Source organism: Salmonella sp. 2020_1395, from assembly GCF_043848115.1.
Classification (GTDB): domain Bacteria; phylum Pseudomonadota; class Gammaproteobacteria; order Enterobacterales; family Enterobacteriaceae; genus Salmonella; species Salmonella enterica.
Window position 1 is genome coordinate 452,648 of record NZ_JBCMFH010000001.1, and the last position, 19,413, is coordinate 472,060.

General features: G+C 51.5%; 16 protein-coding genes and 1 pseudogene. 8 read left to right on the plus strand and 9 right to left on the minus strand.

The window, feature by feature from the left end; all coding sequences use genetic code 11:
* Window positions 1–165: 165 nt before the first annotated feature.
* The gene (gene pqqU / locus ACH0WD_RS02325; protein WP_000692037.1) at window positions 166–2,286 is read left to right on the plus strand and encodes a TonB-dependent receptor PqqU; all 2,121 of its coding nucleotides are present in this window, start codon (window positions 166–168) and stop codon (window positions 2,284–2,286) included.
* Between the two features lie 66 nt (window positions 2,287–2,352).
* On the opposite strand, the gene mcbR is transcribed toward pqqU, so the two are convergent.
* Together mcbR and ACH0WD_RS02335 are read right to left on the minus strand one after the other, a co-directional pair.
* On the minus strand, window positions 2,353–3,018 hold the full coding sequence (gene mcbR, locus ACH0WD_RS02330) for a colanic acid/biofilm transcriptional regulator McbR (protein ID WP_001119597.1): 666 nt from the start codon (window positions 3,016–3,018) through the stop codon (window positions 2,353–2,355).
* A gap of 333 nt (window positions 3,019–3,351) precedes the next feature.
* Window positions 3,352–4,389, minus strand: a complete 1,038-nt coding sequence (locus tag ACH0WD_RS02335) for an NADP-dependent oxidoreductase (RefSeq protein WP_001522633.1) — start codon at window positions 4,387–4,389, stop codon at window positions 3,352–3,354.
* Window positions 4,390–4,600: 211 nt separating this feature from the next.
* On the opposite strand from ACH0WD_RS02335, the gene mddA reads away from it, so the two are divergent.
* Window positions 4,601–5,116 carry an L-methionine sulfoximine/L-methionine sulfone acetyltransferase gene (gene mddA / locus ACH0WD_RS02340; RefSeq protein WP_000155373.1) on the plus strand — a complete coding sequence of 172 codons (516 nt, stop codon included), beginning with the start codon at window positions 4,601–4,603 and terminating at the stop codon, window positions 5,114–5,116.
* Entirely contained in the window at window positions 5,116–5,565 is a 450-nt protein-coding gene (locus tag ACH0WD_RS02345; protein WP_001076571.1) for a DMT family transporter, read from the plus strand. The genes mddA and ACH0WD_RS02345 overlap by 1 nt, the downstream gene beginning before the upstream one ends.
* Before the next feature lie 4 nt (window positions 5,566–5,569).
* On the opposite strand, the gene ACH0WD_RS02350 is transcribed toward ACH0WD_RS02345, so the two are convergent.
* Window positions 5,570–5,803 (minus strand): YdcY family protein, encoded by a 234-nt coding sequence (locus tag ACH0WD_RS02350; protein WP_000018720.1) that lies wholly within the window; start codon window positions 5,801–5,803, stop codon window positions 5,570–5,572.
* A 223-nt stretch (window positions 5,804–6,026) separates the two neighbouring features.
* Here ACH0WD_RS02350 and srfA point away from each other — a divergent pair, with 223 nt between their 5' ends.
* The 3 genes from srfA to srfC are packed head-to-tail and all read left to right on the plus strand — an operon-like array spanning window position 6,027 to window position 12,473.
* The gene (gene srfA / locus ACH0WD_RS02355) at window positions 6,027–7,346 is read left to right on the plus strand and encodes a virulence-associated effector SrfA (RefSeq protein WP_001129945.1); all 1,320 of its coding nucleotides are present in this window, start codon (window positions 6,027–6,029) and stop codon (window positions 7,344–7,346) included.
* Window positions 7,347–7,350: 4 nt separating this feature from the next.
* On the plus strand, window positions 7,351–10,332 hold the full coding sequence (locus ACH0WD_RS02360) for a virulence factor SrfB (RefSeq protein ID WP_000960825.1): 2,982 nt from the start codon (window positions 7,351–7,353) through the stop codon (window positions 10,330–10,332).
* A complete protein-coding gene (gene srfC / locus ACH0WD_RS02365) occupies window positions 10,329–12,473 on the plus strand; it encodes a virulence-associated effector SrfC (RefSeq protein WP_000165635.1) in 2,145 nt (714 codons plus the stop codon). Before ACH0WD_RS02360 ends, srfC begins: the two co-directional genes overlap by 4 nt.
* 44 nt (window positions 12,474–12,517) lie before the next feature.
* Here srfC and ACH0WD_RS02370 read toward each other — a convergent pair whose 3' ends face one another.
* The gene (locus ACH0WD_RS02370) at window positions 12,518–12,691 is read right to left on the minus strand and encodes a GhoT/OrtT family toxin (protein WP_000171943.1); all 174 of its coding nucleotides are present in this window, start codon (window positions 12,689–12,691) and stop codon (window positions 12,518–12,520) included.
* A gap of 198 nt (window positions 12,692–12,889) precedes the next feature.
* Between ACH0WD_RS02370 and yncL the strand changes: the two genes are divergently transcribed.
* Window positions 12,890–12,985 (plus strand): stress response membrane protein YncL, encoded by a 96-nt coding sequence (gene yncL, locus ACH0WD_RS02375; RefSeq protein ID WP_001103198.1) that lies wholly within the window; start codon window positions 12,890–12,892, stop codon window positions 12,983–12,985.
* Between the two features lie 104 nt (window positions 12,986–13,089).
* Here the strand turns inward: yncL and patD are convergent, their stop codons facing one another.
* The 5 genes and pseudogenes from patD to ACH0WD_RS02400 form a co-directional block, all read right to left on the minus strand.
* Complete coding sequence (gene patD / locus ACH0WD_RS02380) at window positions 13,090–14,535, minus strand: aminobutyraldehyde dehydrogenase (protein ID WP_000158093.1); 1,446 nt, start codon at window positions 14,533–14,535, stop codon at window positions 13,090–13,092.
* Window positions 14,536–14,649: 114 nt separating this feature from the next.
* Entirely contained in the window at window positions 14,650–16,074 is a 1,425-nt protein-coding gene (ycdR, locus tag ACH0WD_RS02385) for a GntR family transcriptional regulator YdcR (protein WP_000760692.1), read from the minus strand.
* Window positions 16,075–16,209: 135 nt separating this feature from the next.
* Complete coding sequence (locus ACH0WD_RS02390) at window positions 16,210–16,980, minus strand: M15 family metallopeptidase (RefSeq protein ID WP_000237719.1); 771 nt, start codon at window positions 16,978–16,980, stop codon at window positions 16,210–16,212.
* Between the two features lie 258 nt (window positions 16,981–17,238).
* Window positions 17,239–17,470: pseudogene (locus tag ACH0WD_RS02395) on the minus strand (hypothetical protein).
* 32 nt (window positions 17,471–17,502) lie between these two features.
* On the minus strand, window positions 17,503–17,901 hold the full coding sequence (locus ACH0WD_RS02400; RefSeq protein WP_000747894.1) for a hypothetical protein: 399 nt from the start codon (window positions 17,899–17,901) through the stop codon (window positions 17,503–17,505).
* Between the two features lie 515 nt (window positions 17,902–18,416).
* Between ACH0WD_RS02400 and sifB the strand changes: the two genes are divergently transcribed.
* Complete coding sequence (sifB, locus tag ACH0WD_RS02405; protein ID WP_001122921.1) at window positions 18,417–19,367, plus strand: SPI-2 type III secretion system effector SifB; 951 nt, start codon at window positions 18,417–18,419, stop codon at window positions 19,365–19,367.
* Window positions 19,368–19,413: the final 46 nt, after the last annotated feature.

Below are 19,413 nucleotides of genomic sequence, written 5' to 3' on the forward strand. Positions count from 1 at the left end.
TTATTTATCAGAAAGTGGAGCTTTTCCTCGCCTGCGAATGTCATGGCTCTTAAATACCGCACATTTTCTTAACTTAATGTGCGATTAAAATTTCAAAACTTTACATATTGACTACCCTTAATGTCACATTTTCCGTTGATACGCTTACAATTATCCGGCATTTTCATGAAAATTATTTCCGTTAGACAGCGACTTTATCCCGCCCTCTTATTGCCTCTGACCTTCTCCCCGGTCCTTCAGGCCGCCAGCGCGCCCAATGAACAAACCATGATAGTCACCGCAACGCCGCAAACCGTATCCGAACTGGATACACCTGCCGCCGTTAGCGTCATTGAGGGAGAAGACATGCGTCTGGCGACGCCGCGCGTCAATTTATCTGAGTCTTTAACCAGCGTCCCGGGATTGCAGGTGCAGAACCGGCAGAACTACGCGCAGGATCTGCAAATCTCTATCCGTGGATTTGGCTCGCGTTCCGCCTTTGGCGTGCGCGGCATTCGTCTGTATGTTGATGGCATTCCCGCCACCATGCCGGATGGACAAGGCCAGATTTCGAATATTGATATTAACAGCATACAAGACGTTGAAGTGTTACGCGGCCCCTTCTCAGCGCTATACGGCAATGCTTCCGGCGGCGTGATAAATGTCACCACCGAAACCGGGAGACAGCCGCCCACCCTTGAGGCCAGCAGCTACTACGGCAGTTATGGAAGCTGGCGCTATGGGCTAAAAGCCACGGGCGCGATGGGTGACGGCACACAGCCTGGCGACGTGGATTACACGGTATCGACTACCCGTTTCACCACCCACGGCTACCGCGATCACAGCGGCGCGCGAAAAAATCTGGCTAATGCCAAACTGGGCGTGCGCCTTGACGATGTCAGTAAACTCTCGCTGATTTTTAATAGTGTGGACATTAAGGCGGACGATCCCGGCGGACTTACCGAATCTGAATGGAAAGCCGATCCGCAACAGGCGCCCCGCGCTGAACAGTACAATACGCGTAAAACCATCAAACAAACTCAGGCAGGATTGCGTTATGAACGTCAGCTCAGCGCGCAGGATGATATCAGCGTGATGGCCTACGCCGGAGAGCGGGAAACCACGCAATACCAGTCTATTCCCCTGGTGGCACAGCTAAAACCAGCCCAGGCTGGCGGCGTAATTACACTGCAACGCCACTATCAGGGCATTGATTCCCGCTGGACTCACCGGGGAGAATTAGGTGTGCCGGTCACCTTCACTGGCGGAGTAAATTATGAAAATATGAGCGAAAACCGCAAGGGTTACAATAACTTCCGCCTCAACAACGGCACCCCTGAGTTTGGGCATAAAGGCGATTTACGGCGGGATGAGCGTAACCTGATGTGGAATGTCGATCCTTATCTGCAAACCCAGTGGCAGCTTACGCAAAAACTCTCGCTGGATGCTGGCGTGCGCTACAGTTCCGTGTGGTTCGATTCTAACGATCACTATATCGCGCCCGGCAATGGCGATGATAGCGGCGACGCCAGCTATCACCACTGGCTACCCGCCGGATCGCTAAAATATGCGTTAACTGACGCCTGGAATCTCTATCTTGCTGCCGGTCGCGGATTTGAAACTCCCACAATCAATGAGCTTTCTTATCGCGCTGACGGCCAAAGCGGGTTCAACTTTGACCTCAAACCGTCGACCAATGATACGGTGGAAGTCGGCAGTAAAACGCGGATTGGCAATGGCTTGTTGACCGCCGCGTTATTTCAAACCGATACCGATGATGAAATTGTCGTCGCCAGCAGTATGGGAGGACGCACTACCTACAAAAACGCGGGCAAAACACGCCGCCAGGGCGCAGAGCTCGCGTTGGACCAGCGCTTCGCCGGCGACTGGCGGGTGAAAGCATCATGGACCTGGCTGGATGCGACCTATCGCAGTAACGTTTGTCAGGGGCAAAACTGTGATGGAAACCGGATGCCCGGCATCGCCCGTAATATGGGATTCGCCTCATTAGGTTTTATCCCGGATGAGGGGTGGTACGCCGGAACAGACGTTCGGTATATGGGCGATATCATGGCCAATGATGAAAATACCGCCAAAGCGCCTTCGTATACCGTTGTTGGACTAAATACAGGGTATAAATTTAATTACAGTCAGCTTACCGTCGATATTTTTGGGCGGGTAGATAATCTATTTGATAAAGAATATATCGGTTCGGTGATCGTTAATGAATCTAATGGCCGATATTATGAGCCAGCGCCAGGGCGTAACTATGGCGTGGGGATTAATCTGGCATGGCAATTTGAATAAATATCCGGCAAATATCCGGCAATAGCGGGGAACCCCCGCTATTGATAAGCCATAGTTGCATGAAGGTTACATGAAGTACTGATTTTTAATCGTCGCTACGTTTTGTTGCAAAACGTTCTGTAGGCAGTGGCGACTGGCTTCTTTATCACCAGTCACTAACGCATTAAGCAATTTTCTGTACAGATTAACGCCGTTTTGATAATCATCAAGTTTAAAATTATCATATAAAAAATGCAGGCTTGGCCCCAGGCGTACCCATAATTGCTCGATCATGGCATACAGCGTTGGCATATCCGCGTAGTGGTAGATCTCAAAGCGGAATGCGCGGTTGGCCAAAAGAATTTTCTCCATAACGCCACTTTCCAGCGCCTGTTGAAATTCATCTAATAGCGTATTCAGCGTCTGCTCGCGATCCGGGGTAATCTTACCCGCAGCGGCGACCACCGCCATCTCCTCCAGGGCAGTACGAATCGTATTAATTTCCAGCAAACTTTCCAGCGAGATCTCCGGCACCATAAACGCCTGTGCTGGCGCCACCGCCAAAGCACTGGAAGAGACCAGCCTTAACAGGGCCTCACGCACCGGCGTAATACTGACGCCTAACTCTTGAGCGATATTTTTAGTGATAAGCCTTGCGCCTGGTTTTAATGCGCCAATAGACAATTGATGCTTTAACCGATTTTCAACCTGTGTGGTCAGGCTTATATGTTGTGTTTTTTCCGTACCCGGCATTTTCCTTCCTTCACCTCTTGGCAGAACAACATCGCAATCGAGTCCCGAAGAAGTTTCGAAACTTAATTGTAAAAAAGATAATCCAGGCCTGAACGGCCAAATAAATAAAAGTGATAATTTACTTGCGTGATATTCTCATCTTTTACAACAATACAGGTTTCTTTATGGCAACCGTTTTATCTCCGTCATTCCTTCATGTATCGAGATTTTTGACCGGTTCAGGCCGCTGAGGAAGATAAGCTGCCCCACCGCGATCTGAATGATGAATATAAGTAAAGCCGCAATTTTAAAATTTGCACATTTTTATGGCGACATAATGCCGCCATTTTTTCTTTACGCATCGTCCGCTAAACGTATCACGACTTTGCCAAAGTTCTTCCCCGCCAGCAGCCCCATAAACGCTTCTGGCGCATTTTCCAGCCCATCAGTAATCTGCTCACGGTAATGTATTTTCCCTTCTTTGATCCAACGCCCCATTTCTTGCTGAAACTCATGTATCCGGTGACCATAGTCCTGGTTGATGATAAAACCTTGCAGACGAATACGCTTTTTAAGTAATGTCGCCATCAGCAGAGGCAGTCTGTCTGGACCGTCCGGCAACGCTGTCGCATTGTAGCCGCTGACCAGACCGCAGAGCGGAATCCGCGCCGACGTATTCAGTAGCGGTAAGACGGCGTCAAAGACTTTACCACCGACATTCTCATAATAGATATCGATACCCTGCGGGCAGGCCTGCGCAAGCTGTTGTGGGAAATTATCAGCGTGATGATCAAGGCACAGATCAAATCCCAAAACGTCTGTCGCATGACGGCATTTTTCCGCGCCGCCAGCAATACCCACGACCCGGCAGCCCTTCAGCTTACCAATTTGCCCAACCGTTGCGCCTACGGGGCCGGTGGCGGCGGCGACAACCAGCGTTTCGCCCTCTTTCGGCTGGCCGATATCCAGTAACCCCATATAGGCGGTAAACCCCGGCATCCCTAAAACTCCCAACGACCAGGAAGGATGTTGCGGATTATCACCCAGCTTTACCAACCCTTCGCCATCTGAAATGTCATAATCCTGCCAACCATTGTAACTCAACACCCATTCGTCTGGTCGGTAATCAGGATGGTTTGACGCGACAACGCGACTGACCGTACCGCCAACCATAACGCAGCCAGGTTCAACAGGCGGCGCATAAGAGGGTTCATCGCTCATGCGGCCACGCATATAAGGGTCGAGTGATAAAAAAACGGTTCGCAATAGCACCTGCCCTTCACCGGGTGTCGCGACGTCATCTTCTTCGAGGCGGAAGTTATCCATCTGCGGCGCGCCGTGGGGACGCGAGGCCAAAACCCAACGACGATTTCGGTTGGTCTGTTGCTTCATTCTATTCTCCTCATGCCTGGCATAATCCATCAATAATAGTCGAACATTAGCTTTCTGAGGGAGTTAAACACTCTCAGATATCAGGCTGTGCGCTTTTATGAACGACTTTCTTTCCCCTCTCGCTAAATATGAATTCTTGCGCTAATTCGTTGATTTATGCCGCCTTCAATAGTATTTCTAACACTATCGTAAACATTCCCTGGGGTTCCCTATGACGATTCGCTTTGCCGATAAAGCAGACTGCGCCGCGATTACCGAAATCTATAACCATGCGGTATTACATACTGCGGCCATCTGGAACGATCGGACGGTCGATACGGATAATCGCCTTGCCTGGTATGAGGCCCGTCAATTACTGGGCTATCCGGTGCTGGTAAGCGAAGAAAATGGCGTGGTGACTGGCTATGCATCATTTGGCGACTGGCGCAGTTTCGACGGTTTTCGCTATACCGTCGAGCACTCGGTTTATGTTCATCCGGCGCACCAGGGGAAAGGACTGGGGCGAAAGCTGCTCAGCAGACTGATCGATGAAGCCCGACGCTGCGGCAAGCATGTGATGGTAGCCGGCATTGAGTCACAGAATGCCGCCTCGATACGCCTGCATCATTCGCTGGGATTTACCGTCACCGCGCAAATGCCGCAGGTCGGCGTAAAATTTGGCCGTTGGTTAGATCTTACGTTTATGCAGCTCCAGCTTGATGAACACGCCGCGCCGGACGCCTGCTGATGAACCAGTCGCTGACGCTTATCTTTTTGATCGCCGCCGGCGTCGGGCTGGTGGTACAAAACAGTATTATGGTGCGTATTACGCAGACATCATCGACGATTCTGATCGCTATGCTGTTGAACTCGCTGGTAGGGATCGTTTTATTTGTGACGATATTGTGGTTTAAGCAAGGCGCTACGGGCTTCGGCGAGCTGGTCGCCAGCGTGCGCTGGTGGACATTGATCCCCGGTCTGCTGGGGTCATTTTTTGTATTTGCCAGCATTAGCGGGTATCAGAACGTTGGCGCCGCGACGACTATCGCGGTACTGGTCGCCAGCCAGTTAATCGGCGGACTGGCGCTGGATATCGCGCGTAGCCACGGCGTCACGTTACGCGCAATGGTCGGGCCGGCGTTTGGCGCGCTGTTGCTGGTCATTGGCGCATGGCTGATTGCGAAGCGCCAGTTTTAATGGGTTACAGGATCGTGCCGCCTTTGGTGAGCTGCTCGCGGCGCGCGTCCCGATCTTCTTGATATTGCCTGCCGTGATGCGCGATAGCCGTGCGTAAGCGCTGCTGCTGCACATAACGATCTTCGCGACGTAATTCAGCGTCATCGCTCAAGGCAATCAGCAATTCATTCATATGGGCAATTACGCTCTCCGCGATGGCGGCATCCACGCGGGCGCTCACTTCCTCCAGGTGCGACATAAGCTCTCCTACTCTTTATTCTGTAACAGCATGATTCGCCTATTATACGCGTTATTGTCGCCCGATGCGGTAATTCGCCGCCGCCACCCTGATTTAACTTACGTCAAGTGGAAACACGGGGCTTAATAGACCGAGAATTCGCGCCTTTTTGCCTTTCTTCCGCCGTTTGCTTGCGTATAGACCCCGTAAAGTAGACGCGTGAAGAAGTCTAAGGGATAACAACGTGGCAAAATCTCTCTTGCGCAGCGGCAATCTGGATGATTATCAGGCCGTGGGCGGCGGCGGTCAGGCCGTATTTGAATCAGCATTGCAAATTCGCGAAACGCTTCGTCTGCGTAAACAGCAGGCGATGGTTGACTGTCTGGCGATTCCGCAACTTAACGATAATGGCGATCGGGTTGACTGGTATTCGCCGATTGAAGGTCAGGCGATAGCGTGGAAAGCGGCTGACGAAGAGACACGTTCTCGGGCTTTACGTTATTTAGCCAGCACTTTTGAAAGCGCGGCTGCACTCAGTCGCAAAAGTCTGCAATCCGGTAAAACAGCGCTCCAGCTATTTGGGTCGCTACTTGAGAAAGCGACGCAATTTCCCGGCGAAAATCATGTTTTCCTGGTTAACGGCAAACCGGTTATCACCTTCTGGGGATTCGTTAATCTCAACGAAAATACACGCGATGATGTGCTGGACTGCCTGCGGATAACCGAGGCAATCCCCGACATTCCTCTGGTCGAGCCGGAGCCCGAAGAAAAGCCGCTGGTAGAGGCGGCGTTTAGTCAGGCGGATGAACCCTTGTTAACGTCTGTCATTGAGCCGCCGAAAATGCCGGAGGAACCTGTTGCGCCGCCCGTTATCGTTAGCGAGCCGAAGACGGCCACACCCATCCCGGTTGCTGAGGCGAAAAGAGCTCGCCGTCTACCGCTGTGGAGCTTACCTGTCGCTGCCGTGGTTATCGCCGCCGTCGCCACGCCTTTTTTCTGGCCATCTTCATCCGTTGACGGGTCCTCTCCTGTTCGCGCCGCGCCTGTCGCTACCGCGAAAACTGACGTTACCCCATTGCCTGAACTCACCGCGCATTTGCCGCTGCATCGCGCTGAGGTGACGCCCGCCCCCAAAGCGGCGCCGCTGCCGGAAGCGCCTGTTATCATTGCCGCTATCCCCAAAGACGCGCTGGTGATGGACAGTACGCAGATGAAGCTTGGAACCACGCGCTTTTTAAACGGTAACTGGCGGGTCAGCGTGGATGTCAAAGATCCGATTACCGGCAAGCCGCCCTCTCTGCGTTATCAGATCCAAAATAACAAAGGTATCGCGCGCGTAGTACATGGCGATAACGTGGTTTGTCGGGCGGAAATTTTCTCTGGTCTGCATCAAACGGGCGAGCTGATGATTAAAAGTCGCGGCAATGCGCGCTGCACCGACGGCTCACGTTATCCGATGCCGGAAATTACCTGTAAAGCAGGCGTCAATGACGTCGCAACCTGTACCGCCCGTTATGGCGACCACGCGGCAATTCCGTTGACGTTTAAAAAGATAGGTGCCTGATTTTATGTTGGTCAATCTGTGTGATTACAAACAGAGCGTCACGCTCATTGCAAACAGCGGCGTCCAGTTTCTTGATTTTGGCTTAACGCCGCAAGAGTCGGCCCACTACGGACGTTTTGTGCGCAAAACGGCAAACGGCCCGCTACTGCGCCTCGATTTTGATCTGACCAGCGGGCGCTACACGTTGCCTGGACGTGCTGGCGGCCAACCCGAAGTCGTGAAACCGGAAAGCACTCAGACGCTGCACTATTCTCTGGATGTACTCGACGGAATCTGGCTCCCCCTGCCGTTCCTGCGTTTTAATCCGCCGCGTACCTTTATTGACGGGCCGGATAACTGGGCGCGCATTCAGGTACGTAAACTCAGCGAGCCAGATAGCGCCGGAAACACACACCGGATCACCCTCGCCTTCGACAGTCAACTGGCCAAAAATATGCCTGCGGCGTTGGCGCCTTGCGAAAACGATCTGCTCAATGGCACACGTTTTGCGCTCGCCTGGCGCGATGAAGAAGTTGCCGATTTTCTTGACCAGACATGGATTGACGGCTGGCTGCGCGAGTCGTTTCTTCAGTATGCCTCACAGGTGGAAAACCGTCCGGAACAGGCCATACAACAAGCGCTGCGTAGCTTTGAGTATCAGGCGCACTGGTTGAATTTACTGACGCTGTTAGGCGAACAGCTTACGGTGCCGGAAGTAAAGTTTGTGACACATACGTTAAGCACGCCCGCAATCCCGGTCGATCTGATTCTGGATGTCGGCAATACGCATACCTGCGGCGTCTTGATCGAGGATCATGGCGATGCGAATGACGGGTTACGCCAGACAGCAGAGCTTCAGGTGCGTTCTTTAAGCGAGCCGCAGTATCTGAACGATCCTTTATTTACCAGCCGGGTAGAATTCTCGGAAGCGCGCTTTGGCAAGCAACACTTTTCTGTCGAAAGCGGACGAGACGACGCCTTTGTCTGGCCTTCCATTGTGCGTGTGGGCGACGAGGCTCGCGCCCTTGCTATGCAGCGTGTGGGCACCGAAGGCAGCAGCGGTATCTCCAGCCCGCGCCGCTACCTGTGGGATGAAACCCCCGCCTTGCAGGACTGGCGTTTTAGCCAGATCCACGGTAAAACGCAGCGCGAACCGCTTGCCACCGCGTTTCCGCTGATGAATCTGATGAACGATGACGGACAGCCGTTATTCCGCCTGCCGCATGAAGAAAGGCTACCGGTTTTTTCGCCGCAATACAGCCGTAGCACCTTGATGACGCATATGTTGTGCGAAATTCTGGCTCAGGCGCTGGGGCAAATTAACAGCGTCGCCACCCGGCTGCGGCTCGGCTTTCCCGCCTCGCCGCGCCAGCTACGCACCCTGATTTTAACGCTGCCTTCCGCCATGCCGAAACAGGAGCGAGAAATTTTCCGCCAGCGAATGTTTGAAGCGCTGGCGCTGGTCTGGAAAGCCATGGGCTGGCATCCGCAGGATGAGGATTTCACCACGCCTAAGCAGCGTGAAAAAAGCGTGGTGCCGGTACCAGAAATACAGATGGAATGGGACGAAGCAAGTTGCGGCCAACTGGTATGGCTTTATAACGAAGCCATTTCGCATTACGCCGGGCGTACCGAATCCTTTTTTAATGCGCTGGCCAGACCGGATCGCCAGCCTGAACCCGGCGTCGTCCCCGGGCGCGCGTTGCGTGTGGCATCGATTGATATCGGCGGCGGCACGACGGATATGGCGATCGTTCACTATCAGTTAGATGACGGCGTGGGGGCCAATGTAAAAATTACGCCTCATCTCCTGTTTCGCGAAGGTTTTAAAGTCGCCGGGGACGATCTGCTATTAGATATCATTCAGCGTTGCGTACTCCCTTCCCTGCAAACGGCGTTGCAACGGGCAGGCGTTACGGATGCCGCCGCCCTGCTGGCGACCTTATTTGGCGATTCGGGACGAATTGATACTCAGGCCATTTTGCGCCAGCAAACGGCGCTGCAATTATTTATGCCGCTGGGCCATGCGGTACTTTCCGCCTGGGAGCAAAGCGACATTAACGATCCGTTTGCCGGTTTACATGCGACATTTGGCGATCTGCTGATCCGCCGCCCAACAAGCAACGTGATGAACTATATCCAGCAGGCGATAGATCATGCCTTACCGTCTGGTTCGCCGACATTTGATATATTCAATGTGCCGTTGCAAATTCAGTTTAGCCAGCTTCAGGAGGCTCTGCTGGCCGGTCAGTTTACGCTGACAACGCCGCTTCATGCGGTCTGCGAAGCGATCTCCCACTATCACTGCGATATCTTGCTGGTGACGGGGAGACCGACCTGCTTACCCGGCGTACAGGCGCTCATCCGGCACTTACAACCGGTGCCGGTTAATCGCATTGTGTGGATGGATAAGTATCAGGTACATGAATGGTATCCCTTCAGTCAACAAGGGCGTATCGGCAATCCAAAATCCACTGCCGCGGTGGGCGCGATGTTATGCAGCCTGGCGCTGGACTTACGTCTGCCGCGTTTCAATTTTAAAGCGGCTGATATCGGCGCGTATTCGACTGTGCGTTATCTTGGCGTACTGGATAATACCGTTAATACCCTTCGCGATGAAAACATCTGGTATCACGAGATCGATTTGGATAAACCCGGCGCGACGCTGGACGCTCGCCTGCATTTTCCGCTACGCGGCAACGTGACGCTGGGCTTTCGTCAACTGGCGAATAGTCGCTGGCCGGCAACCCCACTCTATTGCCTGAGCATTAATTCCGCCGAACTGGCGAAAACCATCGCTGGCGACGGCGTACTGAATGTGCGACTGAAATTACGCGGCAGTAGCAAAGATAGCGCCCCGGAATCGTTCATATTAAGTGATGCCTGGCTCCAGGACGGGACGCCGGTCGCCGCCGATGCGCTGACATTAAAATTGAATACGCTGGCTGACCGTCGCCACAGCGGCAGCCACTACTGGATAGATAGCGGGAGTGTATACCTGAAATGACAAAACCGTTAAACGCCACCCAGGCTGTTATCGAGTGGGTTAACAACACGCGCCGTTACGCAACGCGACTGGATGACGAAGCCGACGCTCTGCTGGCGCAACTTACGCTTGCCGCGGCGGATGAGTCAGCGCTCAACGCCGCCTGCGCGTCACATGGCTGCGTTGGTCTGTACGGGTATGCGCAATCCGCAAAAGCGCATCTGTTAACGACGCTATGCGGTAACGAGAATGGCAAGCTGGAAATTATCACGCCGGACCGTGACTATGATTATTTCAGCCACATCAATCCGGGTCATGCGCCAGCGAATATGGCTATTCGCTTTACGCGCGACATTTTTTCAAACGAGAGCGGCTGGCCGTTGCGCCTGCGCTTGATCAGTGAAGCTGAACTGGTGCAGATCTTTATTGCCTGGACCAGCTCGTCCCCCGTTTGTCGCCAGGTCGAAAAATCCATTATCACATCACGCCTGGAGAAATGGCAATCGCTTCGCCAACCGCAGCCCGTCCCCGGCGTTACCGCTGAAGAGGTAGCGACCATCGCGAGTTTCTGGCGCTCTTGCCTGCCGTCCGCCAGACAACATATTGATGATGCGACATGGCAACACTTTGCCTCGCTCTTGCCTGCGCTGGATCTCACGACACGGGCGCACGCCTGGGCATTACTGTGGGGAGAGCAGCCGGAGATCACCCAGCAATGGCTGGCGCTGGCGCATATGTTGCAACAAACCAGCCATGCCGGGGAACTGGCGGCGCCGCTCAGCCTGCTGGTCGATCATTTTGGCTTACCGGCGGAAAACTTCCTGACGCAAATGGCGCTAACCGCCAGCGATACGCAAAGCGATGTGGTGGTGCATCCGGTTAAGGAAGGCCAACTGCTCAATGCGGTCAGCCTTTCGCTTGATTCTCTGGCGCTGCTTACCCGCGAACTGGTGCTAACCGTTGAAAACAGCGTACTGGATAACGTTGATTTACTGGATATTCCGGTCGCGCCAGACAGTCATCCTCATCCGTTATGGCGGGCGAAATTAGGCTGGATGCTGGCCCATTACCGTCAACAGGTACAGCCCGATGTTCTGGTAATTTGCAATGCTCTGGCATCTCGCTCGCAAACATCCGCCGCCGCTCGTCACTTACTGGAGTGGGTTAACGCCACGCAGCCGCAGCATGAATCAGCGTTACCCGGCGTCGTCTGGGCTATTACTCCACAGGATGCCCGTTTTGCCACCCAGCAAAATCTGGATGAAGCCGTCCAGCAGTTGATGGGTAAACCTGGCGTGCACTGGGGAACGTTGCAGGCGCTGGATAAACACAGTATGCAGCGTTTGGTGGAGTGGTTATCGCAGGCGACATCGGCACCACAGCGACAGGCGCGCTTACAGGCGTTACGCGAACAACTGCGAGGCCGCGTGCGCGATCTGTTATCGATGTTTGATGACGCGCGGCTACCGGTTGAAACCGTGATCCGGCGTCTTCAGGCCCAGGCCGCCAGACATGGCGACCTGCTGGCCGGGCTGTTACCGCCGGTACAGAATTTCGAAGCGTTGCTGCGCATCCGACAGTCACGAGAAGAACAGGTCAGCGGTTTATTTAATGACGCGATCGATCTCTTTGCCGACGAACCAACGCGCGCTTCAGCGTCAGAAGGTCATGAAACAGGCTACCAGGCGCACAAAATGTGGATCAATCATCTGCGCCAGTGGGCCCACTGCCGGGATAATGCGCAGCGTCTGGGACTGGAACCGCAAATGCTTAACGCCGTGGCGGAGATTTTAATTACCGCCAGCTATCGCCTCGGTTTACCTCAGCAGTTACAGAAAACCATGCAACGCGAGGAGGTTAGCGGCGCGCAGCTTCATGCCATCATTGGTAACTTCATCGCCTGGCTCGGCTACGCCAATATCGAGGAGGCCCAACGCCCGGCCAGCCGCGTTCAGAAAGGCGCAGCCATTTTCGCCGCAACGCCGCGTTCGACAATGTTGCGTCTAACAAAGCTTGACGAACAGCCCGTTCACGCCGCCAGCCGCTATGTCTATGACTGGCTTGTTGCGCTGTATACCCTGGCCAATGAGAACGCAGGATATCGGCATCCGCAGGACGTTACCGACGTAGACAGAGCGCAATTAATTGCCCTGATAGCCTGACCTGGCGGAAAAACCATGCCCGGTAACCTGTATCGGGCTTGAGGTCAGAAAAGCGAAAACAGCAATGCGACGGGGAAACTTATCGGCCATGTCGCGCCAACCAAAAAGGCGCTCAGGAAACGAATTCGTTTTTTGTCATGAGTCAAAAACCAGGTGATCAGGGATGATATCACCGCCATGACGGCGTAAAAAATTAATATCTTTTGAAAGAGGGTCATATCAGGCATCCGCGCCAACCAGAGGAAAAAACGCGCGCAATATGCTCTTTTTATTTGACACACATCAAGGTTTATCAGCCTTGACAGCAAAACGTTCTCAATGCACGGCTCCGCTCACAGAATATCCTGTTTACGTATTATTGCGGATCTCGCCAACCCGTACTATACCCATAGGGGTTATGATGAAAGGTGGCGAAAATGAATGTTTCCAGTAAAACCGTCGTGCTGATTAATGTCTTTGCTGCTGCAGGACTTTTGGGTCTGATCTCGTTGAGATTCGGCTGGTTTGCTTGAGGTGTTCAACCTTTGAGTACTTGCTGCGCATGTTGGCGGGGAGGTCCCCCTCTCCGCCGACACCCGCCTATTTTTTCACGATTTTTCTGAACAGTAAATGATCCTTAATGCTTAACCATGATGTGGCGGACAAGGGTGTAGTCTTCCAGACCATACAATGACATATCTTTGCCGTATCCCGACTGTTTTTGCCCTCCATGCGGCATCTCGCTAACCAACATGAAATGGGTATTAATCCAGGTACAGCCATACTGCAATCTGGCGCTAAGCCGGTGCGCCCGCCCGACGTCCTGAGTCCAGACGGAGGATGCCAGACCATAGCGAGAATCGTTGGCCCACCTCAGAACCTGATCTTCATCATCAAAGACGGTTATACTGACCACCGGGCCGAAGACTTCGCGTTGCACGATGGCATCTTCCTGTTTTGCGTCTGCCAGCAACGTCGGAGCGAAATAGTAACCTTTACCTTCCGTTTGACTTCCGCCAGTAATCACACGGATATGGCTGAGGGCCTTCGCCTCCTCTACTGCTGCTGTGACGCGCTTCAGGTGCGCCAGCGAACTTAACGGCCCCAGCTCTGTCGACTCATCCTCCGGCGCGCCCATTTTCAGGCTGCTCACTGCGTTCCCTAGCTTTTCGACCAGCGCATCATAGATACCGCGCTGCGCGTATATACGGCACGCCGCAGTACAATCCTGTCCGGCATTATAGAAACCAAAAGTCCGGACGCCCTGCGCCACCGCATCCAGATCGGCGTCATCAAAAACAATCACCGGGGCTTTACCACCGAGTTCCATATGCGTACGTTTTATCGCTGGCGCAGTATGGCGCAGAATATGCTCCCCGGTCGCGATAGAACCGGTTAAAGAGACCATGCGTACTTTTTCATGGCCGGTCAATACATCGCCAACAGTTTGCCCTCGTCCGAACAGGACATTGAGCACCCCCGGCGGAAAGATATCCTTCGCCAGCGCGGCAAGTTTAAGCGCCGTCAGCGGCGTGATTTCAGAAGGCTTAATCACCACGCAGTTACCTGCCGCCAGCGCTGGCGCCAGCTTCCAGGCCGCCATCATGAGCGGATAATTCCACGGCGCGATAGAGGCAACCACGCCAATCGGATCCCGGCGGATCATCGACGTATGTCCTTCCAGATATTCGCCCGCCGCCAGCCCACTCAAACAACGGGCCGCGCCGGCAAAAAAGCGAAAGACATCCACGATTGCCGGAATTTCATCATTGATTACGCAGTGCAAAGGCTTACCGCAGTTTTGCGATTCAAGCCGGGCGAACTCAAGGGCGTTTTGCTCGATGCTGTCCGCCAGTTTTAACAGACATTCCGCCCGTGCTTTGGGTGTGGTCTGCCCCCATTCGGCAAACGCGCTATCGGCGGCCAGCACTGCGGCGTCAACCTGCGCGGGCGACGCTTCCGCAATCTCAAGTATGACCTCGCCTGTCGCCGGGTTATAAACAGACTGCCTTTCTCCCTCGCCGTCCACCAGCACGCCATTAATCAGTAATTGATATTGCATAGCATTTTCCCATATCGTCATTAATCGATTTCCGGCGAACGGGCCGCCGCTTTCCTAAAAATAGACGGCGCGCCAGATGCTCACCCGGCACACTCGGGAAATTTAGTCAGGTTGTGAGCTGACACGCATTCCACCTCACACAAGGCTTTTAGCGCTCAGCATCTCGCGAATCAGGCTGCCAAGCTGTTTTACGGCCTGTTCTTCCCGTTCTCCCCAATGCCATGCGGTGTTAAAACGAAAGAAACGCGTCCAGGCGCCGGACGTTGAAAACATTTTCCCCGGTGCGATACTGATAAGGTGTTCAAGCGCTTTGGCGCTAAGTTCACCGGCATCAAGCTGCTCAGGTAGCTCCAGCCAAAGAAAATAACCGCTATCGTTATGGTGAATTTTTACTTCCGCCGGGAGATGGCGCAAAAGGGTTTGCCAGGCTTGCTGTTTACGTTCGGCAAGCTGCCTTCGCAATCGGCGCAGATGCGCGTCATATCGACGTGTCGAGAGATAATCCACTAACGCCAATTGCATGGGGGAACTGGTGGATAATGTGCTCATTAACTGCAAACGCTGAATTTGTCTGGCATGGCTTCCTCCCGCAACCCAGCCAATGCGAAAACCGGGAACCAGACATTTGGAAAAAGACGAACAATGCAACACGGTATCGTCGCGGTCCCATGCTTTGGCGGGCAGTGGTTTCTCGCGGCCAAAGTAGAGTTCGCTATAAACATCGTCTTCAATTAGCGTCACGTTATGGTGCGTGAGTAACGCGACCAGCCGCGCTTTTTTCTCAGCACTCAGCGTGAACCCTAACGGATTCTGGCTGTTGGTCATTAACCAGCACGCTTTCACCGGATATTCCTGTAACGCCTGTTCCAGCGCCATAAGATCGATACCTTCTTTGACATCGGTGGGTATCGACAACGCTTTCAGGCGCAATCGCTCCAGGGCCTGTAGCGCACCGTAGAAACAGGGGTTCTCCACCACCACCCAGTCTCCCGGCGCCGTCACCGCCTGTAAACTAAGATTCAACGCTTCCAGCGCGCCAGCGGTAATGACAATCTCGTCAGGAGAAACGGTAATCCCCTGCTGCGCGTAACGGCGTGCTATCGCATAGCGCAATTCTGCATTACCTGGCGGCAAGTTTTCGATGACGCTCATTGCCGTCGCGGTTTTACTGACCTGCGCCAGAGAGCGATTCAATTGCGGCAAGGGAAACAGGCGCGGATCGGGAAACGCTGAAGCAAAGGGCACCACTGAGGTATCACGGCTGGCCTGCAGCATCTCAAAAATATAGGTATTGATATCTACGGCTTCATCCCGAATAACGTGCGCTGCCGTCGCGACTGACCGACAAACCGGATGCGGCGCGACATAATAACCGGATTGCGGACGGGCGATAATCCGTCCCTGACTTTCCAGCAACTGGTACGCATGACCGACAGTCATAAAACTCATGCCGCTACTGGCGACCTGCTCCCTCAGCGAGGGTAATCGATCGCCGGGCTGCCAAACGCCAGAGGCGATTTGTTCTCTAATTTGCTCCGCCAGACGTTGATATTTTTTCATTATTCGTTCTCATTGAGCGCTGCTTGCAGGTGGCAACCGCAGTGTATATCAGTTGTTAAAATTAACAATGATTTGCTAACTGTTATGGTGCTTTCCAACAGGCGTAATGATTAGATTTCGCAACAAAACGCCGTTTCAGGGTCTCTGCTTAACGGGAAAGTCAAACCAGGTGTTCGGGTATGGTTCATGAGTAAGGGAGAAGTGCCACCATTCAGTATCCAGTGGCGTAAAGCCCGCATCACGCATCAATGTTTGTAATAACAACCTATTTGCGCGTTGCTGAGCGGTAAGCATGGCATTATCGGGATGGGATAACGGACTAAAACAGTCAAAGCCGGTACCAAAATCCAGACTATTATCTGGCGAACGTTGCGCCGCGGACGCAGTACAATTCACCAGTGGTCGTCCGGGATCGTATATCGGTATTTTACTGTCGAGTGGAACAATTGTTAGATCAAGCGTACTTCCCCGACTGTGGCCGGATCTGGCGGCAAGATAACCTTCCTCAAACAGACGATTTTTCTCTACCTGCGGATAAAATTCGTTTTTCATTTGGTTTTGAGAAGGATCTTTGGCCCACGCGATAAAGTCGTTCACTGCGCTTTGCGGACGGTAGCAATCATATATTTTCAAGGTAAGTCCGAAGGGGCGTAAACGATCGGCGACCTGCTTCACTGCGTTCGCGGCTGGTTGTGTTAACAGGCAAACAGGCGCGTTATAGCCTTTAATGGGGCGACCAATAAAGTTATGGGAAGTGAAGTATCGCATGTCTACCTGTACGTCGGGGGCGACCGTAGTAATATCGACAAAGTCTTTTGGCTGGTGGAGATCAATATGGTTTTCAGCTGACATTGCCTGAACGGACAACAGGCTGAACAGGAGGAAAGAAGATACGCATTTTACCATATGTTACACCTCGCGAGAGTCACAGGGGTGATTATGTATTTGAGCAGGTAAAGATTAGCGGACAGCGCTTAAACAGATGGTTAAAATAAACATCATTCCCCCTGTAATCTGTGCCTTATCACAAACGGAGAGGTTATATTTTGCTTATATGACCATTACGCCGCCTGTTCTATACCTAAAATAATTCGAGTTGCGTAAAGGCGGCAAGGGAGTGAGTCCCAGGAGCACAGATAACGATGTGTTTACACAAAAGCGAGTCTACCTGACCAGAAAGGTTATTTGATAATCAGTAGTACAGTTGTTGTCGCCTTCCATAACTAAATAACATTGTTTTGTCAAAGATAAGACCACTATATAGTCAGGAAGGCAATTAGTGAGGAACGCGTCAATTGTCGGCGATAATGCATCTGAAATTACGATTCACCGCAGTTGTGCAAACACATAGAATCCCCCTCGAACCGAGATAATTCGGTCTGCTGATCATAGCCATTATTCAGTAAGAACGCAGGTTGCAGCGGCGGATCACGGGCGTGAAGAAAAATCCTGCGCCCCAAACTTTTTGGACAAGCGCTGAACCTGCCGTATACTTTTACTTAACGTACACTCCGCCATAAAAATAAACCCTGCGATGATACCGTAATGCCACAGGCATAACTTAAGGATATGCCATAAATCAAGCGAAGCATGATTTAACTTCTCAGTGATTGCGATAGTCTGTACAAATATTATGGGATGAAATAATAAGACGCCTAACAAAAATATCCCTGCCACAATCATGGCGAGCAACTGAAAAAAAGCCCATCCGATAAAGAAGCGGTAAAGTAACAGCAATAATAGCCGTCCACATTTTTTTAGCCATTCTGACTGCAAAATGCCCCAGGATGCTGTCTTTTCGTGAATTTCACCATCTGATTTCTTCATTTTGAGCCTCCTCGCAGGTTTTTATAATTTTATCGCCCAACAGGAAATAAAGCCGTCAGCTAATCGTTACAACAAATATAATTAAGACAAAAACTAAAGAGTAAGGTGTTTATATCATAAGAGCTACCAGCATTGGCCTTCTGCCCTACCGCTAAATATCTCATTGTTGTTAGCCTAATAATACTTTTAGTTTAACTTCTTATAAGACAATTTCTACACGGTTGAGCAACTATTTACTTTCTCTAAAAATAATATAGCGCGTAATTAATCATTGCTCATGGTACATGATGATGTGAGAATTAAGAAAACCATTTTACTTTCATTCGTTTTACCTGACATACTTCATGGCCAGGAGGCGTGGGCATGACTAAAGCTACGGGTCGATTTGAGCGTTCAGGGCAAAGCAAAAATCAGGTGTTTCACCGATAGGCAAACCGATGGACAACATGGGATAATATTTTGAATACCACCTATTCCAGTAATGAAGTCTCATATAATCACTTGTGGTCTACATTATGCCAATTACTATCGGGAGAGGGTTTCTAAAAAGTGAGATGTTTTCCCAAAGTGCCATCTCTCAACGCTCCTTCTTTACGTTACTATGGGAAAAGATTAAAGATTTTTTTTGTGACACGCAAAGATCCACTGCCGATCAATATATAAAGGAATTATGTGATGTTGCCTCTCCGCCTGACGCGCAACGTTTATTTGATTTATTTTGTGCGTTATATGAATTATCATCGCCGTCATGCAGAGGAAATTTCCATTTTCAGCACTATAAAGATGCTGAGTGTCAATATACAAATCTCTGTATTAAAGATGGCGAAGATATTCCGTTATGCATTATGATACGTCAGGATCACTACTATTATGAGATAATGAATAGAACAGTTCTCTGTGTTGATACTCAGTCTGCCCACCTGAAAAGATATTCTGATATTAATATAAAAGCTAGCACTTATGTTTGTGAACCGCTATGTTGCTTGTTCCCTGAACGGTTACTACTCTCGCTATCCGGCGGTATAACATTTCCCGTTGACCTAAAAAATATAGAAGAGACGCTTATCGCCATGGCAGAAAAGGGTAATTTATGTGACTGGAAGGAACAGGAAAGAAAAGCCGCTATCTCCTCCAGGATTAATCTGGGCATCGCCCAGGCAGGTGTAACAGCTATTGACGACGCTATCAAAAATAAAATAGCCGCAAAGGTTATTGAGAATACTAACTTAACGAATGCAATATTTGAGCCAAATCATACACAAAGTTCAGTTACTCAACTAGTTTATTCATGTTTGTTTAAGAATGAGATATTAATGAATATGCTTGAGGAAAATTCCTCTCATGACCTGCTATGTTTAAACGATCTTGCTGAATATGTAGCGCTACAAGTTCATAACAGCCTTTTTTCTGAAGATTTATCTTCACTCGTTGAAACAACAAAAAATGAGGCTCATCACCAGAGTTGACCACACCATAAATTATTATGGCTTACAATCCCCTGGCAATACCAAA

What these genes read in the sequence shown, in the direction of transcription:
- pqqU (WP_000692037.1), top strand. Translation starts at nt 166, where the DNA reads ATGAAAATTATTTCCGTTAGACAGCGACTTTATCCCGCCCTCTTATTG.
- mcbR (WP_001119597.1), bottom strand. Translation starts at nt 3,018, where the DNA reads ATGCCGGGTACGGAAAAAACACAACATATAAGCCTGACCACACAGGTT.
- ACH0WD_RS02335 (WP_001522633.1), bottom strand. Translation starts at nt 4,389, where the DNA reads ATGAAGCAACAGACCAACCGAAATCGTCGTTGGGTTTTGGCCTCGCGT.
- mddA (WP_000155373.1), top strand. Translation starts at nt 4,601, where the DNA reads ATGACGATTCGCTTTGCCGATAAAGCAGACTGCGCCGCGATTACCGAA.
- ACH0WD_RS02345 (WP_001076571.1), top strand. Translation starts at nt 5,116, where the DNA reads ATGAACCAGTCGCTGACGCTTATCTTTTTGATCGCCGCCGGCGTCGGG.
- ACH0WD_RS02350 (WP_000018720.1), bottom strand. Translation starts at nt 5,803, where the DNA reads ATGTCGCACCTGGAGGAAGTGAGCGCCCGCGTGGATGCCGCCATCGCG.
- ACH0WD_RS02360 (WP_000960825.1), top strand. Translation starts at nt 7,351, where the DNA reads ATGTTGGTCAATCTGTGTGATTACAAACAGAGCGTCACGCTCATTGCA.
- srfC (WP_000165635.1), top strand. Translation starts at nt 10,329, where the DNA reads ATGACAAAACCGTTAAACGCCACCCAGGCTGTTATCGAGTGGGTTAAC.
- ACH0WD_RS02370 (WP_000171943.1), bottom strand. Translation starts at nt 12,691, where the DNA reads ATGACCCTCTTTCAAAAGATATTAATTTTTTACGCCGTCATGGCGGTG.
- yncL (WP_001103198.1), top strand. Translation starts at nt 12,890, where the DNA reads ATGAATGTTTCCAGTAAAACCGTCGTGCTGATTAATGTCTTTGCTGCT.
- patD (WP_000158093.1), bottom strand. Translation starts at nt 14,535, where the DNA reads ATGACGATATGGGAAAATGCTATGCAATATCAATTACTGATTAATGGC.
- ycdR (WP_000760692.1), bottom strand. Translation starts at nt 16,074, where the DNA reads ATGAAAAAATATCAACGTCTGGCGGAGCAAATTAGAGAACAAATCGCC.
- ACH0WD_RS02390 (WP_000237719.1), bottom strand. Translation starts at nt 16,980, where the DNA reads ATGGTAAAATGCGTATCTTCTTTCCTCCTGTTCAGCCTGTTGTCCGTT.
- ACH0WD_RS02400 (WP_000747894.1), bottom strand. Translation starts at nt 17,901, where the DNA reads ATGAAGAAATCAGATGGTGAAATTCACGAAAAGACAGCATCCTGGGGC.
- sifB (WP_001122921.1), top strand. Translation starts at nt 18,417, where the DNA reads ATGCCAATTACTATCGGGAGAGGGTTTCTAAAAAGTGAGATGTTTTCC.